This window comes from Pseudescherichia sp., from assembly GCF_032052675.1.
Classification (GTDB): domain Bacteria; phylum Pseudomonadota; class Gammaproteobacteria; order Enterobacterales; family Enterobacteriaceae; genus Pseudescherichia.
Window position 1 is genome coordinate 68128 of the sequence record NZ_DAMBWA010000018.1, and the last position, 13410, is coordinate 81537.

The 13410-nt window shown below is 57.5% G+C and carries 11 protein-coding genes and 1 pseudogene; 7 read left to right on the plus strand and 5 right to left on the minus strand.

Annotated elements, in window-relative coordinates:
* Window positions 1-6: 6 nt before the first annotated feature.
* The 3 genes and pseudogenes from glnH to rhtA all read right to left on the minus strand — a co-directional run bounded on the left by glnH (window position 7) and on the right by rhtA (window position 2778).
* Window positions 7-750 carry a glutamine ABC transporter substrate-binding protein GlnH gene (gene glnH / locus RTX96_RS19180; protein ID WP_312228942.1) on the minus strand — a complete coding sequence of 248 codons (744 nt, stop codon included), beginning with the start codon at window positions 748-750 and terminating at the stop codon, window positions 7-9.
* A 362-nt stretch (window positions 751-1112) separates the two neighbouring features.
* Window positions 1113-1616 carry a DNA starvation/stationary phase protection protein Dps gene (dps, locus tag RTX96_RS19185; RefSeq protein ID WP_103819735.1) on the minus strand — a complete coding sequence of 168 codons (504 nt, stop codon included), beginning with the start codon at window positions 1614-1616 and terminating at the stop codon, window positions 1113-1115.
* 274 nt (window positions 1617-1890) lie between these two features.
* Window positions 1891-2778: pseudogene (rhtA, locus tag RTX96_RS19190) on the minus strand (threonine/homoserine exporter RhtA).
* Window positions 2779-3131: 353 nt separating this feature from the next.
* On the opposite strand from rhtA, the gene ompX reads away from it, so the two are divergent.
* Complete coding sequence (gene ompX, locus RTX96_RS19195; RefSeq protein WP_103819733.1) at window positions 3132-3641, plus strand: outer membrane protein OmpX; 510 nt, start codon at window positions 3132-3134, stop codon at window positions 3639-3641.
* A 126-nt stretch (window positions 3642-3767) separates the two neighbouring features.
* On the opposite strand, the gene RTX96_RS19200 is transcribed toward ompX, so the two are convergent.
* Together RTX96_RS19200 and mntS are read right to left on the minus strand one after the other, a co-directional pair.
* A complete protein-coding gene (locus tag RTX96_RS19200) occupies window positions 3768-5351 on the minus strand; it encodes a phosphoethanolamine transferase (protein ID WP_312671817.1) in 1584 nt (527 codons plus the stop codon).
* Window positions 5352-5629: 278 nt separating this feature from the next.
* A complete protein-coding gene (gene mntS / locus RTX96_RS19205) occupies window positions 5630-5758 on the minus strand; it encodes a manganase accumulation protein MntS (RefSeq protein ID WP_312269206.1) in 129 nt (42 codons plus the stop codon).
* Window positions 5759-5948: 190 nt separating this feature from the next.
* Here mntS and mntR point away from each other — a divergent pair, with 190 nt between their 5' ends.
* The 6 genes from mntR to RTX96_RS19235 all read left to right on the plus strand — a co-directional run bounded on the left by mntR (window position 5949) and on the right by RTX96_RS19235 (window position 12991).
* Window positions 5949-6422 (plus strand): manganese-binding transcriptional regulator MntR, encoded by a 474-nt coding sequence (gene mntR, locus RTX96_RS19210; protein ID WP_103819730.1) that lies wholly within the window; start codon window positions 5949-5951, stop codon window positions 6420-6422.
* On the plus strand, window positions 6419-7528 hold the full coding sequence (locus RTX96_RS19215) for an anion transporter (RefSeq protein WP_103819729.1): 1110 nt from the start codon (window positions 6419-6421) through the stop codon (window positions 7526-7528). The genes mntR and RTX96_RS19215 overlap by 4 nt, the downstream gene beginning before the upstream one ends.
* A gap of 101 nt (window positions 7529-7629) precedes the next feature.
* Entirely contained in the window at window positions 7630-8751 is a 1122-nt protein-coding gene (locus RTX96_RS19220; RefSeq protein WP_103819728.1) for an HlyD family secretion protein, read from the plus strand.
* Window positions 8748-10319, plus strand: coding sequence for a DHA2 family efflux MFS transporter permease subunit (locus tag RTX96_RS19225; protein WP_312671812.1), 1572 nt, complete (start codon window positions 8748-8750; stop codon window positions 10317-10319). The genes RTX96_RS19220 and RTX96_RS19225 overlap by 4 nt, the downstream gene beginning before the upstream one ends.
* A gap of 1 nt (window position 10320) precedes the next feature.
* Complete coding sequence (locus RTX96_RS19230) at window positions 10321-11847, plus strand: efflux transporter outer membrane subunit (RefSeq protein WP_312671813.1); 1527 nt, start codon at window positions 10321-10323, stop codon at window positions 11845-11847.
* 103 nt (window positions 11848-11950) lie between these two features.
* The gene (locus RTX96_RS19235) at window positions 11951-12991 is read left to right on the plus strand and encodes an aldo/keto reductase (RefSeq protein WP_312671814.1); all 1041 of its coding nucleotides are present in this window, start codon (window positions 11951-11953) and stop codon (window positions 12989-12991) included.
* Window positions 12992-13410 lie beyond the last annotated feature (419 nt).

Genomic DNA, 13410 nt, shown 5'->3' on the forward strand with positions numbered 1-13410 from the left:
GCTGAATTATTTAGGCTCTGTACCGAACCATTTTTTATAGATTTCGTTATAAGTGCCGTTCTCTTTCAGAGTCTTCAGCGCGCCGTTCACTTTCTCACGCAGATCGTCGCTGCCTTTCGGGAAAGCAATACCGTACTGCTGCGCTTCCAGAGAGTCGCCAACCGCTTTGAACTGGCCTTTACCGGCGGTCTGGATGAAGTAGAGAATGTTCGGCGTATCGTGCAGCACCGCATCAGCGCGGTTAGTGCCCAGTTCCATATACGCGTTGTCGATGTTCGGGAACTGACGCAGATCTTTGGTTTTGATATTGGCTTTCGCATAGTCAACGGAGCCGGTACCGCTCTTCACCGCAACCACTTTACCGTCGAGATCTTTTACGCTTTTAACGTCGTTGTTGTTAGCTTTGACCATCACCAGCAGACCGCTCTTGTAGTAGCCGTCAGAGAAGTCGACCGCTTTTTTACGCTCGTCGGTAATGGTGATCCCAGCCAGCGCCAGGTCAACGTTCTTGGTCTGCAGCGCCGGGATAATGCCGCTGAAATCCATTGGCTTAAGGGTGTAATCCAGCTTTAGCTCTTTCGCTACGGCAGCCCACAGATCAACGTCAAAACCAACGTATTTATCGCCCTGTTTAAATTCGAACGGAACAAACGCGGTATCGGTAGCTACCACCAGTTTATCGGCGGCGTGGGAAGAGACCGCAAAAGCCAGGGTAAGTGCAGCAAGGGAAACTTTAAACACAGACTTCATAACATTTCCTTTTATATCCACGGGGCGATCCCCTGAAAGAACGTACGCAGTATGAAAAAATCGTGCCAGGTTTACAACCCATTGTTTTGTAAAGCCGATATATTCTATCGCTGAACAAAATTCATGCGCCATTTACCGTCGCGCACCGTTTTGGTGATCCATTTTGGTGCACTGCTGGTATGTTGCACAATATGCTGATATTAAGCGCGGAAAGCGGTGATAAAACAACCCTTGATTAACGATTGTGTGAGGTAATTATTACAAGTGGTTTACTTTACTGCGGGGATGAAAAGCGGGAGTTGCACTATGATAGTGCAGAACCCTCTCCCGGGCGGGAGAGGGTGATAGATAAAACGTATGCTTTATTCGATATTGGATTCGATAAACCACAGGAATTTATCCAGGTCGCGTGATGCCGCGGTCAGGATATCAGCGGTATCTTCATCTTTTGCTTCATCAATAGATTTGCGCACGTCATTAGCGACGATGGCATAGCGATCGGCCAGCTCTTTCAGGTGATCCTGAACGCTGTGAATATCCAGCGGATAGCTTTTCAGCGGCGTCTTGCTGTTAACAACCTGGGTCGTACCCAGCGCTACGCCACCCAGCTGAACTGCACGCTCGGCGATGGTATCCAGATGCTCGGTCAGGGTGGTGCGGAAGCCGTCCAGCATCTCGTGCACGCCAATAAAGTTAGCGCCACGCATATTCCAGTGGGCCTGTTTAGTGATCAGAGACAGGTCAATGAACTGGGTCACCTGGCGATTCAGCAGCTCAATAGTCGCTTTTTTATCGTTATCCGCTACATCGTTGCGAGTATAAAGCAGATCGGATGATTTCGTTTTTACCAGTTTAGCGGTACTCATAATCTCATATCCTCTTGATGTGTGTTCCCAGGTAATTACTGGAGCTAAGTATAGCACCGGTTTTTGGCTTTGCTGTTTTGTCTCTACCTATCGGTTCGATAGTAATAAAGAGTGCTTAAAATTTTATAGTTTAAAAATCAGTATGTTGTCTGTAATCAGGGAGATGATTCTTAATTTTATAGCAGGCGTTGAGAATGTGAATGAATATTAATTCGCAGGATAAACGAGGCAGTAAAAGATATTCTGCACGGCAGCGTACCGTGCAGTTAAATAATTAACCAATATCAACTTCTTTAATTGTGCTCTCCCGACGCAGCGTCAGCGTCGAGCCGATAGAGGCAGCAATAATCGCCGACAGTGCCAGCCACTGCACGAGGGTCAACGTCTCGCTCAGGAAGATCATGCCCGAAACCGCTGCCAGCGCGGGTTCCATGCTCATGAGCGTGCCGAAGGTGCGGGTCGGCAGGCGCGTCAGGGCGACCATCTCCAGCGAGTAGGGTAGGGCGGTGGAGAGAACGGCTACGGCCAGGCCAAGCGGTAGAATCGACCAGTGCCAGAGCGCATCCCCTGCCTGAATCGCGCCAAGGGGCACAAATACCACGGCAGCTATCAGCGAACCCAGCGCCACGGTGGCTGGACCGTGCTCCTCCCCGGCGCGCTGGCCGCAGAGAATGTAGATAGCCCAGCAGGCACCGGCGCCCAGGGCAAAAGCTGCGCCAGTAAGATCGACGTGGGAGACGTCCTGCCCCAGCGGCAGAAGGAATCATAGCCCCAGCACGGCCAGTACCACCCAGACGAAGTCTACCGGACGTCGGGAAGAGAAGAGCGCCACCGCCAGCGGGCCGGTAAACTCCAGCGCCACCGCAATGCCCAGCGGCACCGTCTGGATAGAGAGATAGAAGAGATAGTTCATGGCACCCAGCGCCAGGCCATAAAACAGCAGCGGCTTACGCTGCTCTGGCGTAAAACGCAGGCGCCAGGGCCGGAAGATAATCACCAGGATAATTGTTCCCAGGGCAAGACGCAGGGCGGTTACACCGGGGGCACCCACCAGTGGAAAGAGCGACTTGGCCAGCGAGGCACCGCTCTGAATCGACGCCATCGCAATAAGCAGTATTAATATAGGTAACCAGACGGGCAACTTACGAGGTAAACCAGGCATCCTTTCTCCTGTCAATTTATGTCAAACAGAGTAAAGAGGGCAGTGTAATAGAAATAGATGTCAGTGGTTGAGACGCCGTTGAAAATAAATGTCAGGAAAGCGGTAGAATGGTGACAGGTTGCTGGATTAATCACCATATGTTTAGGAATAATCTGGATGAATGTGTCGGTTTTATGGCGTCATAATAGCGGCATAGTCGAAAAAAAGGCTTTTTTTTGAAAGAGATACGATGTAAAGGAAACGTTCTGTTACATCAAAAGGCCCGTTAGACAGCGTGAAGCGCAAAGAGTTTCTCAATAATTTTTGTTATATTTAATACTTAGGACTTACTTGAAGCACATTTGAGGTGGCATATGAAAAAAATTGCATGTCTTTCAGCACTGGCAGTTGTAATGGCTGTATCCGCAGGTTCCGCTGTAGCGGCAACCTCTACCGTTTCTGGCGGCTACGCACAGAGCGACTACCAGGGTGTAGCGAACAAAGCTAACGGTTTCAACCTGAAGTATCGCTACGAAAACGACACCCCGCTGGGTTACATCGGTTCCTTTACCTACACTGAAAAAGATCGTACCGAAAGCGGTGTGTACAACAAAGGCCAGTACTACGGTCTGACCGCAGGTCCAGCGTTCCGTCTGAACGACTGGGCAAGCATCTACGGCGTAGTGGGTGTTGGCTACGGTAAATACCAGCAGTCTCAGGATGTTGTAAACCATTCTGACAACAGCGACTACGGCTTCTCCTACGGTGCGGGCATGCAGTTCAACCCAATCGAAGATGTGGCTATCGACGTTTCCTACGAGCAGAGCCGCATTCGTAGCGTTGACGTTGGCACCTGGATCGCAGGCGTGGGTTACCGCTTCTAATCACCCCGGTGATAGTCTAGACACAAAAACGGCCCTCAGGGGCCGTTTTTTTATGGGCGCAGTTTAATAACGTCGGTCCAATCCCGTAGGCCCGGCAAGCTGCGCGCCGCCGGGCGTTGTTATCTTCTAGCGCGAGCGGGTCTCAAACAGATCCGTGCCCAGATGGTTGTAATCCACCTTTTGCAGCTTGAAGTTGGTCACCCAGGTTGGCCCGGCTTTGTCATTTGAGACAAAGCGGTAGCGGGAGGCGATCTCTTTGGCAGTGATGCCGGTCCACTGCGAAAAGAAACTGAGGAAGTCGTTAGCCGAGCGGCGAGCTTTTATCAGCCGATGACGGGTATCATCGCTGGAGATCACCATAAACGGCACCTGGAAATTCTGCTGGAACTTGTCGTCATGGGCAAGGTACTGCACCTCTTTACCACGCTCCTTGAAAGCCAGCCCGTGATCGGAGAAGTAGACCATCGAGAAGGTGCTGCCGCTATTGCGCAGCTGGTCATAGAGCTTGCTGAGCAGAGTATCGGTTTGTGTTATCGAGTAGAGATAGCACGAGGTCTCCTTCGACTGCACAAAGACCGTGTATTTACCGCCGGTACGATCGCAGGCCTGCGGGTGAGAGCCCATCAGGTGCAGGACGATCAGCTGCGGCTGGCTGCGTGCTGTGCTTAACACCTGCTCGGTCATCTTCAGCAGCGCTTCGTCGCGGGTGTTCTTATCGGCCTCAAAGTCGCCGCTTTTTAAGAACTGCACTTCGTCCGCACGTTTGGCAATGCTGGCGATGGCGGTATCGTACTCGCCAATCTGACCTTGATTGGAGAACCACCAGGTCTGAAAGCCCGCCCGGTTGGCCAGGGTAACAAAGTTATCCTGATACTGGGGCTTGTTGTCCATTACCCGGTTGAGGGTCAGGCCCAACGATTTCTGCGTTGAGCCGCTGGCCGCCACATAGTCAGTAAAAAAGCTGCCGTTGACGCTGCTGGCAAAAGGGGTGTTCTGCCAGTGGCCGCCAAATGCGCCCACCGCATCGCGGCGCACGCTCTCGCCAATTACTACGACGTAGGTGTGGTACTTTGGCTTCACCGCCACCACGTTCCAGCTATCTTTCATCCCGGCAAGCTGCGCCATCCGGCTCTGCTCGTCCAGCACGTCCTGGTTGTTAACCACCACGTCCTTCACGAAGCGAAACACGGGATAGCCGGTATCTTTCAGATTAAAGACCCCGCCGTAGGCCAGGTTCTGCAGCGGAGCGACAAACACGGTAGCCAGACAGAAGGCGACGCCGAGATGATCCCATTTGCCCCAGGAGGGGCGTTCGCCGTTTTTACGCCGCACGGCGATCACCCCGAGGCCAAAGATAAACAGGCCAATCACGTAGTTGTACCACGGGAAAATGGTCAGGATCTCCGTGGACTCCTCCATGTTGGTGGAGTGCAGCGCCAGCAGCGTATTGAAGTTAGGCGCGCCGTAGGCCTGGCCAAACGGGTAGTAGGCGGCGGCGAGCAGCGAGAAGAGTCCCACGAGTACCTTCTGGGCACGCGGCGCATGACGCCATAGCAGGAGCAGCAGGCAGGCGAACGCGCTGGTATAGAGCAGGCTAAAAGGGTAGCCAAGGGCGTAGTTAATCAGTAACGACTGAAGAAAATAGAAACCCGTCCACGGGCTAAGGGCCTGGCTACGGGCAGCGAGCGTTTCTTTTATTGTTAAATTCATATAGCTGTATCGCGAAAACGCCATGTGCTCACCCTGGCGTAGAGGGTCAAAACCTGCTGGAGAGGGCGTAGGGAAAGGGGGAGTTCCGCATCCGCGAGCCGCATTTGTGCAGGGCTGCGAGAAGATAGAGCGAGAGCAGGCGAAGATCAACTGCTTACAGAGCAATCTTTTGCGAGGATGGTTGCAAAATCAGCAAATAAGAAGAATTTTCTATGACAGAGGGTCAGTATGGCGGAGGAATATGACAGAAAAATGAAGCGGCGTACCGCGACGCCGCATTAATGGGATTTTTTATCGTCCTGCTGCGGTTTGCCGTTGAACATATCGCACAGCATAGTGAGCAACAGTAACCGGACCTGGAATGGAGAGTGGGTAAACACGCTAAGGCACCTCTTGAGTTCGTTCATATCAACCTCCTCCTGTTTGATGGTGTGACGTTCAATCCATGAAGGTTGTCTGCATTACATACAGATATAGCACAGGCTATATTGTATAGCTACGGCTATTACCCAAATTTTTTGTGCTGGTCTACTTATGGTTTACACTGGGCGCAACCGTATATGATGCATCTAGTGCGTTACCCCATGAGGAAGTCCAATGAGCCGTCGCGCAGGCAAGACAACAACAAAAAAAGTGACGCAGCTGGTGAATGTCGAAGAGCATGTCGAAGGCTTTCGCCAGGTGCGGGAAGCGCACCGGCGAGAGCTGATTGATGACTATGTTGAGCTGATCTCCGATCTGATCCGCGAAGTAGGGGAGGCCCGCCAGGTGGATATGGCCGCCCGACTGGGCGTCTCCCAGCCGACGGTGGCCAAGATGCTCAAGCGTCTGGCATCGGTGGGGTTAATCGAGCAGATCCCCTGGCGCGGCGTATTCCTGACCCCGGAGGGAGAGAAGCTGGCGCAGGAGAGCCGCGAGCGGCACCAGATCGTTGAGAGCTTTCTGCTGGTGCTGGGCGTCAGCCCGGAGACCGCCCGCCGCGATGCTGAAGGCATGGAGCACCATGTTAGCGAGGAGACGCTGGAGCGCTTTCGCCTCTTTACCCTTCAGCAGGAGCACCCTGCGGAATGACCCTGCCGTTCGTGCACGCGCTGGCGCGCGATCGCTTTCTCCAACTGCTGATCCTGATCGGCGTTATCCTGAGCTTTTTCGTTCCCTTTAACCCGGCAGCGTGGCCAAAGGCGATCGACTGGCACACTATCCTGACGCTAAGCGGGCTGATGATGCTCACCAAAGGGGTGGAGCAGAGCGGCTACTTTGACGTGCTGGGCCGCAGAATGGTCCGGCGCTTTGCCACCGAGCGGCGGCTGGCAATGTTTATGGCCCTGGCGGCGGCGCTGCTCTCTACCTTCCTGACCAACGACGTGGCGCTGTTTATCGTGGTGCCGCTCACCCTGACGCTGAGAAAGCTGTGCGAGATCCCGGTCAACCGGCTGATTATCTTCGAAGCGCTGGCGGTCAACGCGGGCTCGCTGCTTACCCCCATTGGCAATCCGCAAAATATTCTGCTGTGGGGGCGCTCCGGCCTCTCGTTTGCCGCCTTTACCGGGCAGATGGCGCTGCTGGCGCTGGTGATGATGGCGACGCTGCTGCTGCTCTGCTGGATCTTTTTCCCCAACAAGGCCCTGAACTACCACAGCGGCAGCCAGGCGCCGTCATGGCAGCCACGGCTGCTCTGGAGCTGCCTGGTGCTGTATGTGCTCTTCCTCACCTCGCTGGAGATGAAGCTTGAGGGCTGGGGGGTGCTGATCGTCGCCGCGGGCTTTGCTGTTGTTGCCCGTAAGGTGCTTAAGCGCGTGGACTGGACGCTGCTGCTGGTCTTCATGGCGATGTTTATCGATGTTCATCTGCTGGTGCAGCTGCCCGCGCTACAGGGATCGCTTAACGGCGTAGAGCACCTCTCCCAGCCCGCCCTGTGGCTCACGGCCATCGGCCTGTCGCAGGCGATCAGCAACGTACCGGCGACCATCCTGCTGCTGAACTACGTTCCTCCCAGCCAGCTGCTCGCCTGGGCGGTGAACGTCGGCGGCTTTGGCCTGCTGCCCGGCTCGCTGGCGAACCTCATTGCCCTGCGGATGGCGAACAATCGTCGCATCTGGTGGCGCTTCCATCTCTACTCCATTCCGCTGCTGATCTGGGCCGCGCTGGTGGGGTATGAGTTACTTATTATCAGTTAATGCGAATTTGTCAGTTTTTCCTGGCAAATGTATAGCAACCTCCTAACTTTAGATAACGGCGCATGTGTCGCGCCGTTCATCGACAGGACAGTTGCAACGCTATGGCTGATAACGAAAAGAATCCTGACGCCGCTCAGGAAGAGAACAATAACGATCAAAACAACGATCAAAAAAATGGACGTAAGCGCCCCGGTAAGAAGCCACTAATCATTCTGGGTGTGGTAGTGGTCATCATGGTCATTGTGGCGGCGGTGTGGTGGTTTATGACCCGCAACCAGGAGACCACTGACGACGCCTTTACCGAAGGCGATGCGGTGACCGTTGCGCCCAAGGTAGCGGGTTATGTGACCGAGCTGCGGGTTAAGGATAACCAGCGGGTGAAGAAGGGCGATCTGCTGGTGGTGATTGACCCCCGGGACGCCACCGCCCAGCGCGATCAGGCTCAGGCCCAGCTCGGACTGGCAACCGCCCAGCTGCATCAGGCTCAGGCGCAGCTGGCACTCTCGAAGGTGCAGTACCCCTCTCAGCGCGACGAAGCGCAGGCGCAGGTGCTGAAGGCCAAGGCTGATTTAGCCAATGCCGAAGCCGCCTATCGCCGCCAGCGCGGCGTTGACCCGCGGGCCACCACGCAACAAAATATCGACAGCGCCAACGCTCAGCTGCGCAGCGCCCAGGCCCAGCTTGCCAGCGCCAATGCCCAGCTGGAGGTGGCGAACCAGATTAACCTGCAGATCCGCCAGCAGGAGACCAACGTCGAAGCGCGCGAGCGGCAGGTAGAACAGGCCCGTGCCCAGCTCGAGACGGCGAACCTCAATCTCTCCTATACCGAAGTGCGCGCCCCGTTTGATGGCTTCGTCACCAAACGTAACGTGCAGACCGGTACCCTGGTGCAGGCGGGTACGGCGCTCTTCTCGCTGGTCTCGCCTGACATTTGGGTGGTGGCGAACTTTAAAGAGTCGCAGCTGGAGCGGATGCGCCCCGGCAATAAGGTCACCATTGGCGTCGATGCCTACCCGGACCTTGAGCTGGAAGGGCATATCGACAGCATCCAGCAGGGGAGCGGCTCGCGCTTTTCCGCCTTCCCCTCGGAAAACGCCACCGGTAACTTCGTGAAGATTGTGCAGCGCGTGCCGGTGAAGATTGTGATTGATAAGGGTCTGGATGCTAACCAGCCGCCGCTGCCGCTGGGGCTGTCGGTGGAGCCGAAGGTGACGCTGGAATGACCGATCACAGCCATGAGAGCTGGCGTCCCGCCAGTAACCCGTGGGCGGTGGCGATTGTCGTCACCCTCGCGGTGTTTATGGAGATCCTCGACACCACCATCATCAACGTGGCGCTGCCCCACGTCGCCGGTTCGCTGTCGGCGAGCTACAGCGAATCCACCTGGGTGCTGACCAGCTACCTGGTGGCAAACGGCATCGTGCTGCCCATTTCGGCCTTCCTGAGCCGCGTCTTTGGCCGCAAGCGCTTCTTCCTGATCTGCATCGTGATGTTCACCGTCTGCTCGTTCCTGTGCGGTATCGCCACCGAGCTGTGGGAGATCATTCTGTTCCGCATCCTGCAGGGCTTCTTCGGCGGGGGGCTGCAGCCGACCCAGCAGTCGGTGCTGCTGGACTACTTTAAGCCGGAGGATCGCGGCAAGGCTTTTGGCCTCTCGTCAATTGCGATCATCGTTGCGCCGGTGCTCGGCCCGACCCTCGGGGGCTGGATCACCGACAACTACTCCTGGCGCTGGGTCTTCTTTATCAACATCCCGGTGGGGATCGTCACGGTGCTGGCCATCTATCAGCTGCTGGAAGATCCGCCCTGGGAGCGTAAATCAGAAGAGAAGCTGACTATCGACTGGACCGGCATCGGCCTGATTGCGCTGGGGCTGGGCTGTTTGCAGGTGATGCTCGACCGTGGCGAAGACGACGACTGGTTCGCCTCTAACTTTATTCGCACCTTTGCCGTGCTGACCCTGATTGGCATTATCGGGGCGATCTACTGGCTGATGTATGCCAAAAAACCGGTGGTCGATCTGCACTGCATGAAGGATAACAACTTTGCCGTCTCCAGCCTGCTGATGGCGGGGATGGCGATGATCCTCTACGGCAGCTCGGTGGTGATCCCCCAGCTGGCACAGCAGGATCTCGGCTATACCGCGACCTGGTCGGGGCTGGTGCTCTCGCCGGGAGCGGTGCTGATTGTGCTTACTATTCCACTGGTGCTGAAGCTGATGCCGGTGGTGCAGACCCGGTGGATCATCGCTTTCGGCTTTACCTGCCTGGCGGTAGCCTTCTTCTGGTCGCGCAACCTGACCCCGAACGTCGACTTTGAAACCCTGGTGCTGTTCCGCAGCGCGCAGTCGATTGGTCTCGGCTTCCTGTTTGTACCGCTTACCACTATCGCCTTTATTACTATACCGCGTCAGCTTAACGCCGACGCCGCCGCGCTGTTTACCATGTTCCGTAACGTCGCTGGATCGATCGGTATTTCACTTTCCACCGCGGCCATTACCGAGCGCGCCCAGGTGCATAGCGCCTATTTAAGCGCCCACACCACGCCCTTTAGCGAGCAGTTCCAGCTGGCGGTGCGCGAGACGGCCCAGGCGATCCGTGACTTTACCTCGCTGTCGGGGGATCCGCTTGGCCTGGCAACCGGGCAGATGTACCGCACCATGATCGAGCAGTCACGCTTTCTCGCCTACGTTGACGTCTTTACCATCCTCAGCGCCGTGGCGTTTTTACTGATTCCGTTTTGTCTTCTGCTTTCGCCGATCAAGAGCGAAGGCAGCGCAGGAGCACATTAAGATGCACAGGATACATACCCCGACGCTGTCGTTACTCACCCTGCTGCTGGCGGGCTGCGCCGTGGGGCCGGACTACCAGCAACCCGTGCCGCCTGCGGTGAGCCACTGGAACGACGCCGGGGATAAAACCCTGCCGTCGCAAACCTCAACCCAGGCGGTGAATCCGCGCTGGTGGACGACCTTTAACTCGCCGCAGCTCAACAGCCTGATCGAGCGGGCGATCGCCGGGAACCTCTCCCTGCAGCAGACCGTGCTGCGCATTGCCGGCGCACGGGAGCAGATCAACCAGGCGGGCGGCGCCTTCCTGCCAGCGGTAAACGGCAATCTGCAGGCCACCCGACAGCAGCTGGGGCTGGAGGGCGAGCTGAAATCCCACGACGTTTACGGTCAGCTGCAGGATGTCGATCCAGAGATAAACAACGCCCTTGGGGTGCTCACCCAGCCGGTAAATCTCTACCAGGGCAGCTTCGATGCCCAGTGGGAGCTGGATCTGTGGGGCAAAGTGCGCCGCCAGGTGGAGGCGGCCAACGCCCAGCAGCAGGCGGCTATCGAGCAGCGTAACGACGCGCTGGTGTCACTGGAGGCGGAGGTGGCGCGCGCATGGCTACAATTGCGCGGCGCGCAGAGCATCCTCGCCACCATGAACACGCAGATCGACACCGCCCGGGAGACGCTTAGCCTGACCGAAAGCCGCCAGCGCGGCGGACTTTCGCCGCAGCTGGACGTGGAGAACGCGCGGGCGCAGCTGGGCAGCCTGGAGGCGCAGCTGCCGCAGTACCAGGCCCAGGAGCAGCAGGCGATGAACGCGCTGGCGATCCTGATCGGCAAGCCACCCGGCGCGCTGAATGCGGAGCTACGGGCGGTGCAGCCCCTGCCGAAGCTGCCGGATATCATCCAGACCGGCATTCCTTCCACGCTGGCCCGCCGTCGACCAGACGTGCGTGAGGCCGAGGCCAACCTGCATGCGGCCACCGCACAGATTGGCGTCTCGGTGGCTCAGCTCTTCCCAAGCCTGACCCTGAGCGGCCAGTTTGGCCTGCGCAACAGCGAAACCGACTGGCTGACCGACTGGAGCAGCCACTTCTACAGCTTCGGGCCGCAGGTCTCGATCCCTATCTTCCAGGGTGGGCGGCTGGTCTCCAGCGTCAAGCTGGCGCGGGCGCAGCAGGGCGCAGCGGCGCTCAACTATCGGCAGACGGTGCTGAGCGCGCTGGGCGACGTGGAGAACGCGCTGGTCAGCTACCGTACCGATCAGCAGCGCGAGGCCGGGCTGAGCAAAACCATTGAGGCGCTGCAGAGCGCGTTCGATCTTGCCAGCGACAGCTACCGCCAGGGGATCGCCACCTTTATCGACGTGCTTGATGCCCAGCGCCAGCTGGCCCAGGCCGAGCAGCAGCGCGCCCAGGCGCGGGTGCAGAGCAGTCTCGACCTGGTGGCGCTCTATAAGGCGCTGGGGGGCGGCTGGGAGCCGTACCAGTCCGTACAGCTGCCGGACTATCCGGTCTTTGGCGAGGCGGCGCGAGGATAAAGTTCAGAGGATTGGGCAAGAAACGCGCAGGATCCTCACATTCGCTATCCGGCGTACTGGCGTATAACTATTGAACACTCATCGACACCCTAAGGAGCGTTCTATGCGTTATCAAAAACTTGGCAGTACCGGTCTCTTTGTCTCCGAGCTGTGCCTTGGCACCATGACCTTCGGCGGCGAAGGTGGCATGTGGGGCAAGATTGGTCAGCTGCGCCAGAACGAGGCGGAGCAGCTGGTGGGCGACGCCCTTGCAGCGGGCATCAACTTTATCGATACCGCCAACGTCTATTCGGAAGGGCGCTCGGAAGAGATCACCGGCCAGGCGCTGAAAAATCTCAAGATCCCCCGCGAAGACGTGGTGGTGGCAACTAAAGTCTTTGGCGAAACCGGTACCGGCGGGGTCAACTCGCGCGGCAGCTCCCGCTATCACATCATCGGCAGCGTCAAGGAGAGCCTGCGTCGTCTGCAGCTGGATCACATCGACCTCTATCAGCTGCACGGCTTCGATCCGGCAACGCCGATTGAAGAGACGCTCTACGCGCTGGATAACCTGGTTCAGCACGGTCACGTACGCTATATCGGCGTCTCCAACTGGGCGGCATGGCAGATCATGAAGGCGCTGGGTATCTCCGAGCGCTTAGGGCTGGCACGCTTCGCTTCCTTGCAGGCCTACTACACCCTCGCCGGGCGCGACCTTGAGCGAGAGCTGGTCCCGATGCTGCAAAGCGAAGGGGTGGGGCTGATGGTCTGGAGCCCGCTGGCGGGCGGCCTGCTGAGCGGCAAGTATGATCGCAGCGGGAGCGGGGAGGAGGGCAGCCGTCGACTGGCGTTCGACTTCCCGCCGGTAGAGAAAGAGCGCGCCTTCGACTGCGTAGACGTCATGCGCAATATCGCCGACAGCAAAGGCGTGTCGGTAGCGCAGATCGCCCTGGCGTGGCTGCTGCATCAGCCGGTAGTGAGCAGCGTGATTATCGGCGCAAAACGTCCGGATCAGCTGGCGGATAACATTGCCGCGACGGAGATCCGCCTGAGTGAAGAGGAGCTGAAACAGCTCGATGCGGTCAGCGCGCTGCCTCGGGAGTATCCAGGTTGGATGCTGGAGCGGCAGGGAGAGTATCGTCGTAACCAGCTGACACAACAGTAATTTGATAATAAAAACGCCCGGTGGCGCTTCGCTTACGCGGGCCTACAAACTCACACCGTGCCCACCGTAGGCCGGGCAAACGCAGTGCCGCCCGGCATTTGCAGCTGGCACAATCACGTCCGGTGGCGCTTCGCTTACGCGGGCCTACAAACTCACACCGTGCCCACTGTAGGCCGGGAAAACGCAGTACCGCCCGGCATTTGCGGCAGGCACAATCATGCCCGGTGGCGCTTCGCTTACGCGGGCCTACAAACTCACACCTTGCCCACCGTAGGCCGGGCAAACGCAGTGCCGCCCGGCATTTGCGGCAGGCACAATCATGCCCGGTGGCGCTTCGCTTACGCGGGCCTACAAACTCACACCTTGCCCACCGTAGGCCGGGCAAACGCAGTGCCGCCCGGCATTTGCGGCAGGCACAA

Bases quoted from the DNA above. Each gene is read 5' to 3' on its own strand.
- dps (WP_103819735.1), bottom strand. From the start codon at position 1,616: ATGAGTACCGCTAAACTGGTAAAAACGAAATCATCCGATCTGCTTTAT.
- ompX (WP_103819733.1), top strand. From the start codon at position 3,132: ATGAAAAAAATTGCATGTCTTTCAGCACTGGCAGTTGTAATGGCTGTA.
- mntS (WP_312269206.1), bottom strand. From the start codon at position 5,758: ATGAACGAACTCAAGAGGTGCCTTAGCGTGTTTACCCACTCTCCATTC.
- RTX96_RS19215 (WP_103819729.1), top strand. From the start codon at position 6,419: ATGACCCTGCCGTTCGTGCACGCGCTGGCGCGCGATCGCTTTCTCCAA.
- glnH (WP_312228942.1), bottom strand. From the start codon at position 750: ATGAAGTCTGTGTTTAAAGTTTCCCTTGCTGCACTTACCCTGGCTTTT.
- RTX96_RS19220 (WP_103819728.1), top strand. From the start codon at position 7,630: ATGGCTGATAACGAAAAGAATCCTGACGCCGCTCAGGAAGAGAACAAT.
- RTX96_RS19230 (WP_312671813.1), top strand. From the start codon at position 10,321: ATGCACAGGATACATACCCCGACGCTGTCGTTACTCACCCTGCTGCTG.
- mntR (WP_103819730.1), top strand. From the start codon at position 5,949: ATGAGCCGTCGCGCAGGCAAGACAACAACAAAAAAAGTGACGCAGCTG.
- RTX96_RS19235 (WP_312671814.1), top strand. From the start codon at position 11,951: ATGCGTTATCAAAAACTTGGCAGTACCGGTCTCTTTGTCTCCGAGCTG.
- RTX96_RS19225 (WP_312671812.1), top strand. From the start codon at position 8,748: ATGACCGATCACAGCCATGAGAGCTGGCGTCCCGCCAGTAACCCGTGG.
- RTX96_RS19200 (WP_312671817.1), bottom strand. From the start codon at position 5,351: ATGAATTTAACAATAAAAGAAACGCTCGCTGCCCGTAGCCAGGCCCTT.